Here is a 17,444-nt window from a genome sequence, read left to right on the forward strand (position 1 = left end):
GCTCACTTCTAGTACAGAGGCTCGGCCATATGCTTCGGCGTGGGCCATGTCTCTGTAATGCCCGGCTGCACCGGTCGCTCGAGATAGGTCGATAAAACCACATAGCTGCGCGTCGAGGTGACGCCCGGCGTTTCGTACAGGCGCGCCAAAAGGCCTTCGAGTGCCCTGGTGTCTTCCGTGCGGACCTTCAGCAGCATGCAGGTATCACCGGCGACGGTATGGATCTCCTCGACTTCGGGATATTGCGAGACCGCCATCAGTTCCGGCGTCTTTCCCCAGCCCCTGGTGTCGATGTGGACAAAGGCAAGCAAAGGCTTCTTCACCGCCCGGGGATCGATGATGGCGACCGTGTTGCGGATGGCGCCGCTGCGCCGGAGCCGTTTGACCCGCTCATGCGCTGCGGGTGGCGACAAGCCAACGCGATCGCCGAGTTCGGCATAGCTGATCGTGGCGTCATCGACCAGGACGCCTAATATTCTTCGGTCTGTCGCGTCGAGATCGCGGGCCGCAGCCCTGTTCTGCAGAATGCCATCTGTTTCTTCATCCATGGCGAAATTCCCGGTTCTCCGCTGAATAAAATACGGCCATTATGCTGATATGTCGAACATTGATCAAGTTGCACCGTTGACTGCCCGAGCGCCGATCCCGGCGCTCGCCTATCTCTTGACGGGCTGCATCGCCGTGATCGGCTCGAACTCGCTTGTGCTGGGTCCGATCGCACCTGCAGTGGCCTCGTCGTTCGGGACCAGCGTGCCGACCGTGATGATTGCGGCGGCGTCGTTCGGTCTCGGCACCTCCGCAAGCGCCCTGTTCCTGGCCCGCTACATCGACCGGCTCGGTGCACGCCGGATGCTGCAGGGCGCACTGTTGCTGCTGGCACTGGCATTGGTCGCGAGTGCCGCGGCACCCACTGTGATCATGCTGGTCGCGGCACAGCTGCTCGCCGGCATTGCCGCCGGTATCGCCATGCCGGCAATCTATGCCAGCGCCGCGGCCATCGCTCCACCGGGCAGGGAGAGCGGCACGATCGGCGTCGTGCTCACCGGATGGACGCTCAGCATGGTGGCCGGCGTCTCGCTGTCGGCCGTACTTGCCGATCTCGTGCATTGGCGTGCCGTTTTCGCTGCGGTCGCGCTACTGGCAATGCTAGCGTTGGCCGGCCTCGCACTGTCGTCGCTGAGCGACGTCAGGAAGAGCGGCCCAGCGCCGACGCCAATAGACGCGCTCGGCATTCCCGGCATCGTCCCGCTTCTCATTGCCTGCGCCGCCTTCATGACCGCGTTCTATGGTGTCTATGGCTATCTAGGCGACCACCTTCACGTTGGGCTTGGGCAGCCGGTCAGCGCCAATGGGCTGGCAGCCCTTGCCTATGGCATCGGCTTCGGCACGGCTGCTCTCCTCGACGGCGTCATCGATCGGCTCGGCGCACGACGCGTCATGCCATTCGCCTATCTCCTGGTCGCCGTCGTCTACGTGGCCATGGCCGCAACGAGCGGCAGTTTCGGTGTGACCATAGCCATGGTCGCGGTCTGGGGGCTGGCCAATCATTTCGGCCTGAACGTCCTGGTGATGCGCCTGTCAGCGCTCGATCCATCGCGGCGCGGCACGATCATGGGCCTGAACAGCGCGGTGACCTATCTCGCGGTCTTCGTCGGCACCACCAGCTTCGGACCGCTCTATTCCAGCTTCGGCTTCGCCATATGCGCGGCGGTTGCGGCAGTGCTGATGCTGATTGCCACGTCGGCGGCGGCTTGGCGCACGAGGTAGCGGCCGAACGTGCTTGGCCCAACCTTCTCACGGTTGACAGCAGCGCCCTGCCCTTTCATACAAATGGCGTTAATGTTCTCAGGGCGGGGTGAAAGTCCCCACCGGCGGTAAGGACTCTTAGTTGCGCATGATACCTTTCCGAAAACCGATTCCGGTTTTCGGGGTCATGCGGCAGGCCCAAGCCCGCGAGCGCTTTCCGGTTTCGGGAAGGTCAGCAGATCCGGTGTGATTCCGGAGCCGACGGTTAAAGTCCGGATGGAAGAGAACGAAATGCAAGACGGACCGCCCCGGCGGGCCGGATTGCGTATCGTGCGTCCTGATTCTGGTTCGAAACGGAAGGATGGACCCATGAATCAGCATTCCCACAAAGACTATGAAACTGTTCGCATTGCCGTCATTCGCGCGCGCTGGCATGCCGACATCGTCGACCAATGTGTAAGTGCTTTCGAGGCGGAACTGGCCACTCTCGGAGGCGAGCGCTTCACCGTCGATGTCTTCGACGTGCCGGGCGCCTATGAAATTCCCCTGCATGCCAAGACCCTGGCCGGGACCGGCCGCTATGCCGCGATCCTCGGCACCGCCTTTGTCGTCAATGGCGGCATCTACCGGCATGAGTTCGTCGCCAGCGCGGTGATCGACGGCATGATGAATGTGCAGCTGTCGACCGGCGTGCCGGTGCTGTCGGCGGTGCTCACCCCGCACAACTACCACGACAGCGCCGAGCACCACCGCTTCTTCTTCGAGCACTTCGCGGTCAAGGGCAAGGAAGCGGCCAATGCCTGCGTGCAGATCCTGGCGGCGCGGGAATTGATCGCGGCCTGAGGTCACCAAACAGGCCGGATTTCAACCCTGCAACAAGAATTGCGATCGAGAAGACCGCTGAAGGTTGCGGTTCCGTTGAAATCCGGCCAGAAGCATCAAGGGCCGGGCGGCAATCGGCCGGCCCGTGACGTTGCGCTTGAAACCAGATACGGGAGACTATTGGGTGGCTCGCATAACACTGAGACAATTGCTCGACCACGCCGCCGAATACGGCTACGGCGTGCCCGCTTTCAACATGAACAACATGGAACAGGGCCTCGCCATCATGGAGGCCGCCGAGGAGACCAAGTCACCGGTCATCCTGCAGGCGAGCCGCGGCGCGCGCGCCTATGCCAATGACGTGGTGCTGGCCAAGCTGATCGACGCGCTGGTCGAAATCCATCCCGATATTCCGGTCTGTATGCATCTCGACCATGGCAACAACGAAGCCACCTGCGTCACCGCGATCCAGTACGGCTTCACGTCTGTCATGATGGACGGATCGCTGAAGGAAGACGGCAAGACCCCGGCCGACTACGCATACAATTCCGGCATCACCAAACGCGTCGTCGACATGGCGCATTGGGGCGGCGTGTCCGTCGAAGGCGAGATCGGCGTGCTCGGCTCGCTGGAGAGCGGCGGCGGCGAACAGGAAGACGGCCACGGCGTCGAAGGCGCGATCAGCCACGACCAGTTGCTGACCGATCCGGAACAGGCGGTGGAGTTCGTCAAGGACACCCATGTCGATGCACTGGCGGTTGCCATGGGCACCAGCCATGGCGCCTACAAATTCTCGCGCAAGCCGGACGGCGCGGTGCTGGCCATGAACGTCATCGAGGAGATCCACCGCCGGCTGCCGAACATGCATCTGGTCATGCACGGCTCGTCCTCGGTGCCGGAGGACCTGCAGGAGATCATCAACAAATATGGCGGCCAGATGAAGCCGACCTGGGGCGTGCCGGTCGAGGAGATCCAGCGCGGCATCAAGCACGGCGTGCGCAAGATCAACATCGACACCGACAACCGCATGGCGCTGACCGGCGCCATCCGCAAGGTACTGACCGAGAACCCGAGCGAGTTCGACCCGCGCAAGTACCTGACACCTGCCATGGCGGCGATGCGCAAGCTCTGCAAGGAGCGTTTCGAACAGTTCGGCACCGCCGGCAACGCGCAGAAGATCAAGCCGCTGCCGGTCGCGGAGATGGCCAAGCGCTACAAGTCAGGCAGTCTCGACCCGAAGTTCGGCTGAGCTCCAGCGATCTTTCCCAGAGCTGCCAGGAGCACCTTGGCAGCTCTGGTACCAGCTGTTTCACTCCGGCGCTTCGGCTTCGGCTCGAACAAGCTTGATGTCGGCGCCGGCCGCCCAGGCGCCTATATCTTCCCGACGCAATGCTGCCGCCATCATGTCTGGAAACAGATCCGGCGTGCAGGCGAAAACCGGAATGCCCAAGGCGGCCACTGAGCCCGCCATCTTGGGGTCATAACCAGGCCTGCCCTGATCGGTCAGCGCCAGAAGCACCACGACGTTGACGCCGGAGCGAACGAGTGCTGCAAGCCGCTGCAGCAATTCCTGGCCGTTGCCGCCTTCATAAAGGTCGGTGATCAGCACCATATGCGACTTGGTCGGCCGTTCGATGCGGTCCGCGCAATAGGCGACGGCCTGGTTGATGTCGGTGCCGCCGCCCAGTTGCACGCCAAACAGGACTTCGACAGGATCGCTGAGCTCCTCTGTCAGATCGACGATCGCCGTGTCGAAGCAGACGAGCTTGGTCCGCACGACCGGCAGGGAAGCCATCACCGCGGCGAATATCGAGGCGTAGATCACCGAGCTTGCCATCGAGCCCGACTGGTCGACACACAGCACCACCTCATCCAGGTCGACCAGCCTTCGCTGTTTGCGCATGAAGCCGACCAGCTTCTCCGGCACGATGGTTTTGTACTCGGGCTGGTAATGGCGAAGGTTGGCCGAGATCGTACGCGGCCAGTCGATGTCGCGCTGGCGTGGGCGGTTGGTGCGTTGCGACCGTTCGACCGCGCCGCGTATCGCCTCGGCCGTCTTCTGCTCCAGCCGCTGCATCAACTTGGCGACGATATCGGCGATGATCGTACGCGCAATGTCCTTGGTCTTGGCCGGCATGACGGAGCGCAGCGAAATCAGGTCGGCGACGAGATTGACGTCCGCCTCGATCGCCTTGAGGAATTCCGGCTCCATCAGCATCTGCTTCAGGTTGAGCCGTTCGAAGGCATCCTTCTGGACTATCTGGACGACCTGCGCGGGGAAGAACGACCTGATATCGCCCATCCACTGCGCCACCCTCGGCGCCGAGCGCCCGAGCCCGCCGCGCCGCTTGCGCGGATCGGCGGCAGCATCGCCGGCGCCATCGCCGTAGAGTGCATCGAGCGCCGCCGAAAGCCGCTTGTCATTGCCGGACAGCGCTGACGAAGACTCGTCATCCGCACCGATCGCCAGGCGCCAGCGGCGCTCCCGTTCGTCGCCGGCCGATTCGGTTTCGCCGATATCGGCCTCTTCATCCATTGCCGGTCTCGCTCATCAGCAAAGGCCCAAGCCGTTCCAAGTGCCGGCGCCACACCTCACCGCCATCCGGCGTCGGCGTCAGCCCCGCCGGCAAGCGCCTGGCGCGGCCGAGCACCGCCTCGATCAGCCGCCGCCGCTCCATCGAGTCAAGATGCGAAAAAACCCGGCGCAACAGCGGCAGATACGCAACAAAGGCTTCCTCATCGACGGATGTAAGCCAGGCATCGACGGCTCCCCGCAATGCCTCGTCATAGATGAGCCGTTGAGCGGCGGTGCTGAAGAAGCCTTCGAAGAACCCTGCCGCGTCGGCGACCGGCGTGCCCGGCGACAGGCGCCGTGCGATCAGGGCCGCCGCGGCGTCGGCGGACAAATGGCCGGCTTCGTAAAGCAGATGCGCGGCGCAACCCGCCACGAGTGCCGTCGATCGCGATCCATCGAGCACGGCGGCCAATCCAATGCGCCAGGCGTCCAGAACGTCCTGCTCGGGTTCGACCAGCCTGATCGCCTCGTCGGCCTTGCGCATGGCGCCGACCAGCGCCGTCGAAGCCTCGGCGTCGAGGTCGCGCGCGGCATAGGCAAGCGCGATCCCGCCTTCGACGATCAGCCGCTCCAGCAGACCGGACAGGCGGGCGGTTTCCGTCTTGCGGGCCTCGCCATACCGGATGATGTCGGCGAGCGGCGGCACCGACGCCAGAATTTCCAGGCATTCGCTGCTGCGCGCCGCGCGTTCCTCTAGTGTCGCCAAGCCGGCCGTCGAGGCCTCCGACAGGTTTGCCGTGATGGCGCCCTGAACCAGTGCCGCCAACGCATCGAGAGACGTCGCCGCACCGATCATCTGGATCAGGCGGCCATTGGCGGCCTTTTCGATGGTCGGTCCGTAGACCAGGTTCTCGACCAGGCGCACGGCATATTCCGGCTCCCACGACAGGGTCCACCGCTCGCGAAACGTGCCGCGGCTGCGACCGCTGTCGGTCAGTTTGCCCCACTGCACGCCCAGCACGTTCAGCCGGTGCAGCAAGGTCGACCGAAACAGCCCGCTCTCGCTGCGCAGATCGACCGACAGTTCGCGCTCCAGCGCCTCGGGCTTCAGGCGCGCTGCTTTCTGGTTGCGTTGCAGATCCTCGATCAACGGCGCCAGCGGGGTGTCGGGCGGAATTTCACCAACATCCGCGCCCAGGAGCAGTTCGGCTTCGACCAGCGCCCACAGCAGCGCTTCGCCGTTGAACAGAGCGGCGATCGCGGCATCGCGCAGTTCCTCGAAACCGGGCTTTGGACGCTCGCGGATCACGGCCAGCGTGCGGGCCAGCCTTTCGGCCTCGATCAGCGAGGCGGTCGAGGCTATGTGCCCCTTGGCCCGCAGCACCGCCGCGATCATCGCCAGCCATAGAGTCGCCGCGTCATGGCGACCGCGTGTGCGCCACAGATGCTTGCACCAGCCGGGCGCGACGACGCCTGCGCCATAGCCGAAACCGAGCGCCAGACGCGGTCCCGTCCATGGCGCCCAGGTCATCATGCTTTTGCGCCGCGCGAGCCCCTTGAGAAGCGCTTGGTCGTCCTTCTGCGGCCGTGTTGCCTGCAAGGCCGGGACATGCCAGGCGCCGCAAACGGCCGCGATCGGACCGTCGAATTCCTTGCGCGCGGCGGCGATTTCAAGCCGCATATGCGCTTCGCGTTTCGCCTCGAGCGCCGCAAGCGGACCTTCGCCGTCCCGCAGCGTCGTCATCGCATCCGCTATGGCGGCGAAGATGGGGCCCGGCTGCGGGTTCTGCTCGATGATATCAGACCACCAGCTCTCGCCATCCTCATAGCCGGCAGCTTGTGCCAGCGTCCCGATCGGGTCACGCAGATGCGGCGCCGCGTCATTGTCTGGCTCGGCTCCCGCTTCCTTCGCTTCCGTATCCTCCGTGCCGTCAACCGGTGCGGTGCGGGCCGACGACGGCAGGTCGATGAAGCGCAATGTGGCGTTGTTGGCGACAGCCCATAGGGCCGCCTGGTATTCCGGCGAAAACTCGGCAAACGGCCAGAAACTCGTCGAGGCCGGATCGTCCTCCGGATAGCAAAGCAGCGCCACCGGCGGCTGCATCTCGGGACGGGCGAGCAGTGGCAGCAGCGCGGACGCGTCGGCCGGCCCTTCGATCAGCACGGCCACCGGTTTCAACTCCTGCAACGCCTGCACCAGGCTGTCGGCGGAGCCGGGCCCGTGATGGCGTATGCCGAAATAGGAAACGTCGCTGAGCGCCATGGCGTCAGATCGCCGCGTTCAAGGCCGCGTAGTAGCCGGCATAGTCTGGCCGCTTCTTGAGCACGGTTTCCAGATATTCTTCCAGCACCAGCTTGTCCTGCACGGGATCTTTCACGATCGCGCCGACGAGGCTGGCGGCAAGGCCTTCGGCGCCAAGCTTGCCGCTGTCGAACCAGGCCGCCTGGCTGAGGCCGCCGACCATGGTGGCAATGGCTTCGGCCGTGGACAGCGAACCGGACGGCGTCTTCAGCGTCACCTTGCCGTCGGCTGTCGCACCGGAGCGCAACTCGCGAAAAATGGTCAGCACCCGGGAGATCTCCTCGACGACATTCTTCGGTACCGGCAGGTCAAGACCGCCGGCCATCTCGCCGACCCGCTTGGAGACAATCGCCACTTCCTCCGCCATGTCCTCAGGCAGGGGCAGCACGACGACGTTGAAGCGGCGCTTCAGCGCCGAGGACAGCTCGTTGACGCCCTTGTCGCGGTTGTTGGCGGTGGCGATGATGTTGAAACCGCGCTGCGCATAGATCGAGGTGTTGAGTTCGGGGATCGGCATCATCTTTTCGGACAACACGGTGATCAGCGTGTCCTGCACATCGGAGCCCATGCGCGTCAGCTCCTCGAGGCGGCAGAGCTTGCCATCGTTCATAGCGCGATAGAGTGGCGTCGGCACCAGCGCGTCCTGGCTTGGGCCCTTTGCCAGAAGCTGTGCGTAGTTCCAGCCATAGCGGATCTGGTTCTCATCGGTGCCGGCCGTGCACTGCACGATCAATGTCGAGTCTCCCATGATGGCGGCGGCGAGATGCTCCGACACCCAGGATTTCGCCGTGCCCGGAACACCGAGCAGCAACAGCGCGCGATCCGTGGCGAGCGTCGCCACGGCGGTCTCCATCAGCCGCCGGCGGCCGACATATTTGGGCGTTATCAGCGTGCCGTCGTCAGCCTTGCCGCCGAGCAGATAGGTCAGCACCGCCTTTGGCGAGAGGCTCCATCCGGCGGGCCTTTGCCGGTCGTCGTTGCGTGCGAGTGACTGCAACTCGGTGGCGTAGGCCTGCTCTACCGGAAGACGGATGGCTGCGTTCATTTGCTGTTCTCCGGATTGATGGTGTGTTGGTTCAGGCCAGTGATGCGTTGAGGCGCAGAAGACCTAGCGAAGGCGCCGCCGGAGCCATGCCAGCCGCAACAACGTCCCCGATCAATTTTTCCGCCGTCGCCGCGGTGGCGAGAAGGCCCAAGGTTTCCAGTATCTGGTCGACGCTTCGCTGCAAGGGCTCGTTGTTACCCGCAACAGCGGAACGCAATGCCGGGAGCGTCTGGCCGTTTGTCAGGTCTCCCCATTCCAGCCAGCCTGCTTCGACGCCTTCGACCTGGATGAGCGCGTGAAGATCGACCGTGTCTTTCAGGATTTGTCTGATCAAGGCACGCTTCCTGCCGCTGTCCAGGCGCGCCATGAGATGGAGGACGAGAAGCGCCGGCTTGCCGCCTTCTGCGACAAGTGTGTCCGCCAAATGCGCCACGGCCGCCTCGCCGCCGGACACCGAGACCATTCGAACGAAAAAGAGATCCGCCTTGTCGTCGAAGCCGAACTGCCATGCCCCGACGAAATCGGACTCGGTGACGCCGAAGCGGGCTGCGAGATCGCCGAGATAACAGGTCGCAAACAAATCGATGCGACGGCTTTCTTGACTGGGCGACTTAAGCTTTGCCGGTGCGTAGGTGGTGCGGCGGCGGAAAAATCCGGAGTTGCCTTCCGAGATGAAGGCGGCCAGCTCGGCCGTCGCATCTTCCAGCCCGCCATCGCGTGGGTTGCCTTGCTCTCCCAATCTTGCCAGCAGCCGGCCAGCCAGTTCGCGCACTTTGCCTGACCGATCGGCGAAGAGGCCCTTCAGGAACGGCGCATCATCGGCGCTCAACCCGACGCCCATGAGTTCGATGAGCGCGGACCTGATCTCCGCCGCCTCACTTGATCCCTTGGCCTCGATCAGCTGTCTGGCCAAAGCCGGTGCGGTGCGGCGCAAATCGGCCAGCGCGATACGGCGCGCGGCAGGATAGAAGTCGTCCCAAGTCTCTGCGGTCAGTTGCTCCCGGCTGGACTGCTTTTCGCCATCCACACCTGCTTGCCAGTCGACCCACGGGGCATAAACATCCGGACTTTCCCGATACGACGCAGCAGGCATCCAGTCCATCGGATGCAGCACAAAGCCTCGGCTGGCGACGAGCGTCGCCACGCGTGTCTTGTACCTTGCGTCGGCTGCATGCTTCAGCGCGGCTCGCAAAAGCGGTCGTAGCTGCTCCGGCAGCATCGGCAAGGCAAGCTTTGGCAGTGGCGGCCGTTGCTTCAGCGTCTTCGGCGCGGCCGGCCGCAAGGCGATTTCGATGGCCTGCGCGGCGATGGCCAGCAGCCGGCGCTCGCGCTCGTCGGGATTTGCGTTGCCGGCGATCGCCTTCCACGCGGCCGGAGCCAGGTCGAAGGCGGCTCCTCCGGTGATCCAGCAATCGCGCATGGCCGCCAACCCGGTCAGCTCGCTCTCATTCACGACAGATCAAGCCTCCCGAAGCCGCTTTGCGCCGCCAAGAGGTCAAGGCGGCTCCCGTTCCAGAGTGCCGCCGTTGCCGAAAGGTTCAGCCCAAGCAGCGTTGCGTTGATGGTGCCGGCGATTGGCAATGCGATGCCATGCGGATCGCCTGCGGCCTGCCACCAGGAGGCACCCCGATCGTCCAGCAGAACCGCTCCGGGCGGCAGCATGACAGGAGAATCGGTGATCCAGGGCGCAGTGTCCTGGCGAGCACCATGGTCCGCGAGCGGATCGGATACGCCAAAGCTGAAATCCGGCCAATCACCGGAGGCTATGTCACCCTTGCGGTCCGCCAGCAATGCCCGCAGCGGTTGCCGCGCCGGATAGAAGACCAATCTGGCCTCGAAACGGGCGCCAGACTTGAAGGCGTTGGATCGGCGACCGGCGGAAGCCGGAAAAAAGTCCAGCAGCAGGGCGAATTGCGGGGTGGCACTGTTCAGGTCGAGCAGCCAGGTCGAATGGCTGACAAGACCGTCACGGCGTGACTCAATCTTCTCGCCGAGCGCCTCCCAGACGCTTTCGATCTGTGTCGCGTCGGGATTGGCGAGCACCTGTTCGCGACTTTCGGAAGTCGATACCAGCCGCTTCAATTCCGGATCGTCGGGTGCCGATCGCCAGGCCTTGGCCAGCAGCACGAGCTGGCCAAGTTCGCGGATCGCCATATCCGGCCGTTCCTCATTGCGCACTGCCATCAGCCGTGACGGTATCTCGTCGATGCGGCCGGCAAGTGCCGTCGCCTTCATGTCGACCAGCCGCGCCGCGATGCGTCGGCAACGGTCGCTGCTGTTGTCGACAAAGCCGGCAAGACCAAGCCGCAGCTGGTCGGCGATCCATTGATCCAGCTCATCCAGCGCCGCCGACACGGAGGATCGGGTGTCGTCAGCCCGCTTGCGCTGCGCTGTCTCGCGACGCTCGACCGAAGCCGCGTCCTCGACAACAACGCGTTCGTCGTCTTGCGCGGCTTCGCTAATGCTCTTGCTGCCCGCAACGGGCCTCGTCTCCAGAGGCTGCGATGCGGTCTTCCTGCGACGGCCGAGCCAATCGTTCACCCATTCCGGCGTCGCGCCGGCCGCGGCAAAACTGGCCGGAGTGGTGGCGGCGATCCACATCAGCGCCAAGGTGTGCTTGCAGGGAAATTTTCGCGACGGGCAGGTGCATTTGTAGCCATGGTCACCGGTGTCGACGACCACGCGATAAGGATTGGAGCCTGAGCCTTGGCATTCCCCCCAGATGAGCGCCAGCTGTTCGTTCTTTTCGAGCCGTGGCCAGTTCGATTGCCTGGTCAGCCTGGAAGCGGCGCTCAACGACGCCTGGTCGGGCGCGAGCGCCTCGATGGTCTTCAAGTCGAAATCCAAGCCGCGCCCCTCGTTGCTCGAACGAATCCCGGTTGTCAGTATAGATGGCCTGATGTGAAGGATTGTTGTAGCAGAAGTGCGCCAGAGATCGATACAGCCGGCCGCGTTAATTTGCGTCGCAAGGGCCGATCCGCGATCTCCCCTCAGCCAGGCATGTCCTGGCGAGGATATAGCTGGATGCGCTCTACTGAAGCGTGCGCGCCGGCGGCTGGCCCGCGTGATCGCGCGCGATGCCGGCATCGGCTTCCTCTGCTCCAAACGCACGGTCAAGACCCGTCGCCACCACCGAGACCCTGAATCGACCTTCCATGTTCTTGTCGAAGATCGCGCCGACGATGATGTCGGCGTCCTCGTAGACCTCTTCGCGGATGCGGGTGGCGGCCTCGTCGACCTCGAACAGGGTCATGTCCCTGCCGCCCGATATCGAGACCAGCACGCCCTTGGCGCCCTTCATCGACACTTCGTCGAGCAACGGGTTGGCGATCGCGGCTTCCGCCGCCTTCATCGCCCGGCCTTCGCCGGAGGCCTCGCCGGTGCCCATCATGGCGCGGCCCATGTCGCGCATCACCGATTTGACATCGGCGAAGTCGAGATTGATCAGGCCTTCCTTGACGATGAGATCGGTGATGCAGCTGACGCCGGAATAGAGCACACGGTCGGCAATGACGAACGCATCGGCGAATGTGGTCTTGGCGTCGGCGATCCTGAACAGGTTCTGGTTCGGGATGACGATAACCGTATCGGCGCTCTCGCGCAGCCGTTCGATGCCTTCTTCGGCCATCTGCATGCGGCGCCTGCCCTCGAAGGCGAAAGGCTTGGTGACGACGCCGACCGTCAGGATGCCGGCCTTGCGCGCCGCCTGGGCGATGATTGGAGCTGCACCGGTTCCCGTGCCGCCGCCCATGCCGGCGGTGACGAAACACATATGCGTGCCGGCCAGATGATCCATGATCTCGTCGAGCGATTCCTCGGCCGCGGCGCGGCCGATCTCGGGAAGCGATCCGGCGCCCAGTCCTTCGGTGACGTGGGCGCCAAGCTGGATCAGCCGCGTCGCCTTCGACATGGTCAGCGCCTGCGCGTCGGTGTTGGCGGCGATGAACTCAGTGCCCTGAAGCTGCTCGGCGATCATGTTGTTGACGGCATTGCCGCCGCCGCCGCCGACGCCGATAACGGTGATCTTGGGTCTCATCTCGGAGATTTCGGGCTTCTTGAACTCGGCCATGCCTGCTTCTCCTTCGCCAAATTGCGCGCGCTTCACGACCCACCCGCAGACTGCCTTGGGCATATTGCAATCGAGCGGCATGACGCGAATCAGTCCGTTGCGATGGGTACCCCAAAAAGCCAGAGAGCGGCCAGAGGTGCAAGTGCGCGCAAGGTCAAGATTTGTGATGATGGTTTTGCACAAATTGGCAGAGCGCCCAACAATCTGGCCGCAAGACTTTGAGTGCAACTGCCGGCAGGGTGGCGAGCTGGCTTGCCGCGCAACGATCGAAGCGTCTATCATGTGTTGATAAATCGCTGACTTCGGCGTTCTCGCCGCGCTCGGCCAGGCGAGATTATCTGCGGCTGTTGTCGTCAGGCTTGATTTCAGAACGAATGAAGTAGCGCCCCGCAATGGCCGACAAAACACAATTCGGGTTGACCGCCGTCGACACTGTTCCCTTGCATGAGAAAGTCTATCTGGAGCTCGTGCGGGCGCTGATGTCCGGCCAGTTCACGCCGGGCCAGAAGCTGACCTCGCGCAAACTCGCCAAGGAACTCGGCACCAGCGACATGCCGGTGCGCAGCGCCTTCATGCGGCTCCAGGCATTGCGCGCGCTGAGCCCGATGCCGAACGGCAGCGTGGAGGTGCCAGTCATTTCGGCCGAGCGGTTTTCGCAGTTGAGCGCCGTGCGCACGACCCTCGAAGGCTCGGCGACCGAACTGGCGACAAAACGCATCAACGGCAACAATCTGCGGACGATTCGGCGTCACTGCACCGACCTGACCTTGGCTGCCCGCAAGGGCGATATCGACGATTATCTGCGCAAGAACCACGACTTCAAATTCTCGATCTATCGCCATTGCGGCAACGAGCAGATGATCTTCCTGATCGAGACCGTATGGATGCAGGTCGGCCCTTTCCTCAGGAATCTCGCCATGGGGTTCGAGGATGACCTCGCCTCCATTCTCGACATCGACTATCACGAGGAAGTCGTCGCGGCGATCGAGGCCCAGGATGGGGAACGCGCACGCGCGGCCATTGTGCGTGACATCGACGAAGGCGCTAAGCATATCCTGCAGCAGGCCAGATTTCCGAAGGCGAGAGACTGATGCGCGTCGCGTTTGTGCGGATTCGGGCGATGCCCCTTGGCTTTCCGGCTTCTTGCCTCTATGTTGCGATCGCAGATCGCGCAATTGGTTTTGAAATGCCTCCCGACATCCCAGCTAGTGAATTGAAAAAATAAGGAAAATATCTGGCATCAGCCGGATATGCTTCCCGAAAACTCACAAGCTATATTTACCAGGGACAGTGCGGCCGGTCAGTCGGCGGGACCTTCAAAATCCAGAGGTTAGAAATTGAGCGATGCAATTGCGGACGTTTTGAACTGGCTTGAAAGCAGAACCGACATCCAGAGCCTGAGGGCCGCGGTGTGCGATCTCAACGGCATCATGCGCGGCAAGCGCATTCCGGTCGAGCAGGCCAGGAAGGCGTTGGAAGGCAAGCTGCGCATGCCTTATTCGCTGATCGGGCTCGATATCTGGGGCGAGGACATCGAAGGCAACACCCTGGTGTTCTCGACCGGCGATGCCGACGGACTTTGCCAATGGACGGGGCGCGGCATTCTCCCGGTGGCGTGGACTGCCCATCCGACGGCGCTCATCCCGCTCTGGCTCGCCGATGAGACCGGCGCGCCCTATCTCGGCGACCCGCGACGGGCGCTGGCCCGCATCCTCGATCGCTACAAGGCTTTGGGCCTGACCCCGGTCGCGGCAACGGAACTCGAATTCTACCTCGTCGATCCGCAGTCGCAGCGGCCGGTCGGACCTGTCTCGCCGGTGACTGGGCGCCGTCTCGATTCCGATGCGGCGCTGTCGATCGACGAAATCGACGATTTCGAATCCTTCATCCACGACGTCTATGAGGCCTGCCGGACGCAAGGCATTCCCGTCGACACGGCCATCGCCGAAAACGGTGTCGGTCAGTTCGAGATCAATCTGAACCATGTTGCGGACGCCTTGCGGGCTGCCGACGACGCGGTGCTGTTCAAGCGCACGGTGAAGGGCATTGCCCGCAAGCACTGCTTTGCCGCCTGCTTCATGGCCAAGCCCTATGGCGACCGGGCCGGCAATGGCTTTCACGTCCATTTCAGCCTGGTCGACGGCGAAGGGCGCAATGTCTTCGACGACGGCACCGATCAGGGCTCGGAGATCATGCGTCATGCGGTCGGCGGCCTGCTTGCGGCGATGGCCGAGAGCACGCTGGTGTTCGCGCCGCATTTCAACTCCTACCGCAGGCTGCGCCCAAGATCCTATGCGCCCACCGCGGTTGCCTGGGGTTATGAGAACCGCATGGTGGCGATCCGTATTCCAGGCGGACCGACCGCTGCGCGCCGTATCGAGCATCGGGTTTCGGGAGCGGACGCCAATCCCTATCTGGTGCTTGCGGCCATATTGGGCGCCGCGCTGACAGGCATTGAAAGACAGTTGTCGCCAGGCGATCCGATCGGCAGCGATGCCCAAGGCCTTCCGCCGGCAAAGCTGCCGCCGGACTGGGCGTCCGCGATCGCCGCCTTTGAAGGCGGGACGCATGTGGCGGAGATCTTTCCGGCAATCCTGCGCGACTCTTTCGTCGCCTGCAAACGCCAGGAACTGAACACGTTCGCGCTCAATGTCAGCGATTTTGAGATCGAGACCTATCTCGAGAGCGTTTAGGCCCGACCGTCTTCACCGCTGCCGACATCGATGAGGTTGACATCTATCCATACAGCTAAGCCAGCGCGACCGGGCTGGCGCGCATCGATCGGTCGTGGCCCGGCAACCGCGATACAGTCGGCAGGCCTCGGGCTTCCTGCGCACCGAAACCCAATCGCGTCAGACAGGCGCGAGCCAGGGCCGCATTGCTGTCGATGACGACCAATCCATTCACAGGGAGTGTACGACGTGTAATCGGCATGCGCGTTCTCAATCAACGCGGGAAAGCCCGCAGCATGCACAACCGACGTTAAACAAACGTATATATTACACTGTGCCTTTTTATGTATTGTATAAGTACCTTAGCACCACAGAATATGAACATTGCGTAATATATAAGCAGCAGCTGAAGGATCGCGTTACTTTTCCTTAGGCCATCAGCTGGCCCTTAGGCGATCATCTGGATTGTCAAAACGTCTCGACCCAGGGCCGCAGCTCGATCTCCGAGCTCCAGGTGCTGCGATGCTGGCGATGGGCAGCGAGATAGGCCTCGGCGATGGCGTCCGGCGACAGGCGGCGGTCCGGCCGGTCGGGATCGGCTGCCTGTCCGGGCGGCTCGATCTGGCCGTCGATGATGAAGTGGGCGACGTGGATGTTCTTCGGGGCGAGTTCGCGGGCCATGGACTGCGCCAGGCCGCGCAGGCCAAACTTCGGCATGGCAAAGCCGGCCGAGCCGGAAAATCCCTTCACGCTGGCGGTGGCGCCGGTGAACAGGATCGATCCACCCCCCCGGACAAGCAGCCGGCGCGCCGCCTGCTGGCCGACCAGGAAGCCGCCATAGGCGCCGACCAGCAATGCCTGTTTGACCGCTTCGGCATCGAGCTCGGCGATCGGGCCGCGCGTGCGCGCGCTGGCGTTGAACACCACAAGCGCCAGCGGGCCGGCCTTGTCGGCGGCGTCGAACAGCCTGGCGACGGACGCAGCGTCGGCAACATCCGTTTCGACGGCCAGCGCACCGGTCTCGTCGACCAGAGCGCTCAGCTTCTCAACGTTGCGGGCGGCCAGAACCACGTGAAAGCCTTCCCGGCTGAGAAGGCGCGCCAGCGAGGCGCTAAGACCAGCGCCGGCGCCTGCAATAACGGCCACATCGGATGTCATATTTTTCTCCCTTTGCGGATTTCGGCGGAAGCGTTTCGCCAGATCCGGCAGGGTCGCGCCTTCGCGGCTGACAGGCAAGAGGTGCATTGCTGCGGTTGTTGAGCCAGGCGGCTGCAGAACCGGCGTTGCGCGGTCCAGTATCGCCCTTGGCGCTACGAAGACCGCTCCGCCTTCAGCACCGAGACCGCCACTTCGCTGTTGTGGACATACTCATTGGCATCCGGCTGCTTCTGCACCAATAGGATGAACAACAGGTCGGTCAGCGTCAGCTGCGCGTCGCGCGCGGTGATGGAGGAGGAGCGCGCACGCTCTTCGTCTGCAATGGTGTAGAGGCGGATGTCGGCGACCCGGCTCAGCGGATTGTCGTGCAGGCCGGTGACGGCGATCACCGTCGTGCCGCGCTTGCGGGCAAGCTCGGCAATGCGCAAGGTTTCGATGCTGGCGCCGGAATAGGACAGCGCGAACAGAACATCGCCAGGCCCCAGCGTCGAGACATTGGCCATCTGGATGTGGCTGTCGCTGTCGTGCAGGACATTGCGGCCGAGCTTCATCAGCTTGTAGGAGAAATCGCGCGCCACCAGCGAGGAGGCGCCGACGCCGACCAGATGGATGCGGCGCGCCTTGTCCAGCAGTTCCAGCGTCCTGGAGATGATGCGCTCGGTGTTGGCCTCGGCGGTCCGCTGCATCGACAGAAGCTTGCTGCCGATCAGCTTCTTCAGGATAACCTGGTAGCTGTCGCCGACCTCGATCGACCCGTGGATCACGCCGGCCGGCACCTGCCATTCCTGCGCCTTGGCCTCGCTGACGGCGAGCTTCAGCTCCTGGTAACTGGCATAGCCGAGCTTCTGGCTGAACTTGACGACGCTTGACTGGCTGCGTCCGATCTCGGCAGCCAGAGCCGCCGTTGACAGCCGCAGCATCTGGTCCGGATTGTCGACGATGTACTGGCCGATCTCGCGATCGCCAGGCGCCATGCCGTCGAGCTTCGCATTGATCCTGTTCAGGACGGACACGGGATTTCCTCGCGCTTTCAGGTGCCGGGCTAAGGAATAAAATATTCCAATTCCGATTGACAGCCAAGAACGTAGAATTAATTCTCGAACTGGACCAGGCCA

General features: G+C 63.4%; 14 protein-coding genes and 1 riboswitch. Of the genes, 5 read left to right on the top strand and 9 right to left on the bottom strand.

The annotated features are described in order from the left end of the window. Positions 1-8: 8 nt before the first annotated feature. A complete protein-coding gene (locus ASD99_RS13550; RefSeq protein WP_056581410.1) occupies positions 9-548 on the bottom strand; it encodes an Lrp/AsnC family transcriptional regulator in 540 nt (179 codons plus the stop codon). A gap of 49 nt (positions 549-597) precedes the next feature. Between ASD99_RS13550 and ASD99_RS13555 the strand changes: the two genes are divergently transcribed. From ASD99_RS13555 to fba, 3 genes are all read left to right on the top strand, one after another. Further along, on the top strand, positions 598-1,767 hold the full coding sequence (locus ASD99_RS13555) for an MFS transporter (RefSeq protein ID WP_057143943.1): 1,170 nt from the start codon (positions 598-600) through the stop codon (positions 1,765-1,767). A 70-nt stretch (positions 1,768-1,837) separates the two neighbouring features. After that, positions 1,838-2,038, top strand: a riboswitch (FMN riboswitch). A 77-nt stretch (positions 2,039-2,115) separates the two neighbouring features. Then, positions 2,116-2,589, top strand: coding sequence for a 6,7-dimethyl-8-ribityllumazine synthase (locus ASD99_RS13560; RefSeq protein WP_056581416.1), 474 nt, complete (start codon positions 2,116-2,118; stop codon positions 2,587-2,589). A gap of 163 nt (positions 2,590-2,752) precedes the next feature. Beyond that, positions 2,753-3,817: a class II fructose-bisphosphate aldolase gene (gene fba, locus ASD99_RS13565; protein ID WP_013532928.1), complete on the top strand. Its 1,065-nt coding sequence runs from the start codon at positions 2,753-2,755 to the stop codon at positions 3,815-3,817. 60 nt (positions 3,818-3,877) lie between these two features. Here fba and ASD99_RS13570 read toward each other — a convergent pair whose 3' ends face one another. From ASD99_RS13570 to ftsZ, 6 genes are all read right to left on the bottom strand, one after another. Continuing rightward, positions 3,878-5,104: a VWA domain-containing protein gene (locus ASD99_RS13570; RefSeq protein ID WP_056581419.1), complete on the bottom strand. Its 1,227-nt coding sequence runs from the start codon at positions 5,102-5,104 to the stop codon at positions 3,878-3,880. Then, on the bottom strand, positions 5,097-7,346 hold the full coding sequence (locus ASD99_RS13575; RefSeq protein WP_057143944.1) for a DUF5682 family protein: 2,250 nt from the start codon (positions 7,344-7,346) through the stop codon (positions 5,097-5,099). Before ASD99_RS13575 ends, ASD99_RS13570 begins: the two co-directional genes overlap by 8 nt. Before the next feature lie 4 nt (positions 7,347-7,350). Then, the gene (locus tag ASD99_RS13580; protein ID WP_057143945.1) at positions 7,351-8,430 is read right to left on the bottom strand and encodes an ATP-binding protein; all 1,080 of its coding nucleotides are present in this window, start codon (positions 8,428-8,430) and stop codon (positions 7,351-7,353) included. Between the two features lie 31 nt (positions 8,431-8,461). Continuing rightward, positions 8,462-9,883 (bottom strand): DUF5691 domain-containing protein, encoded by a 1,422-nt coding sequence (locus tag ASD99_RS13585; protein ID WP_057143946.1) that lies wholly within the window; start codon positions 9,881-9,883, stop codon positions 8,462-8,464. After that, the gene (locus ASD99_RS13590) at positions 9,880-11,277 is read right to left on the bottom strand and encodes an SWIM zinc finger family protein (protein ID WP_057143947.1); all 1,398 of its coding nucleotides are present in this window, start codon (positions 11,275-11,277) and stop codon (positions 9,880-9,882) included. The genes ASD99_RS13585 and ASD99_RS13590 overlap by 4 nt, the downstream gene beginning before the upstream one ends. A 184-nt stretch (positions 11,278-11,461) precedes the next feature. Beyond that, positions 11,462-12,499 (bottom strand): cell division protein FtsZ, encoded by a 1,038-nt coding sequence (gene ftsZ, locus ASD99_RS13595; protein ID WP_056581926.1) that lies wholly within the window; start codon positions 12,497-12,499, stop codon positions 11,462-11,464. A 392-nt stretch (positions 12,500-12,891) separates the two neighbouring features. Between ftsZ and ASD99_RS13600 the strand changes: the two genes are divergently transcribed. After that, on the top strand, positions 12,892-13,590 hold the full coding sequence (locus ASD99_RS13600; RefSeq protein WP_057143948.1) for a GntR family transcriptional regulator: 699 nt from the start codon (positions 12,892-12,894) through the stop codon (positions 13,588-13,590). A 246-nt stretch (positions 13,591-13,836) separates the two neighbouring features. Next, complete coding sequence (locus ASD99_RS13605; RefSeq protein ID WP_057143949.1) at positions 13,837-15,192, top strand: glutamine synthetase family protein; 1,356 nt, start codon at positions 13,837-13,839, stop codon at positions 15,190-15,192. 447 nt (positions 15,193-15,639) lie between these two features. Here ASD99_RS13605 and ASD99_RS13610 read toward each other — a convergent pair whose 3' ends face one another. Together ASD99_RS13610 and ASD99_RS13615 are read right to left on the bottom strand one after the other, a co-directional pair. After that, positions 15,640-16,329, bottom strand: a complete 690-nt coding sequence (locus tag ASD99_RS13610; RefSeq protein ID WP_057144110.1) for an SDR family NAD(P)-dependent oxidoreductase — start codon at positions 16,327-16,329, stop codon at positions 15,640-15,642. A gap of 152 nt (positions 16,330-16,481) precedes the next feature. Beyond that, positions 16,482-17,342 (bottom strand): MurR/RpiR family transcriptional regulator, encoded by an 861-nt coding sequence (locus ASD99_RS13615; RefSeq protein ID WP_056581443.1) that lies wholly within the window; start codon positions 17,340-17,342, stop codon positions 16,482-16,484. Positions 17,343-17,444: the final 102 nt, after the last annotated feature.

The organism is Mesorhizobium sp. Root695, from assembly GCF_001428185.1.
In the GTDB taxonomy this organism is placed as follows: Bacteria; Pseudomonadota; Alphaproteobacteria; order Rhizobiales; family Rhizobiaceae; genus Mesorhizobium.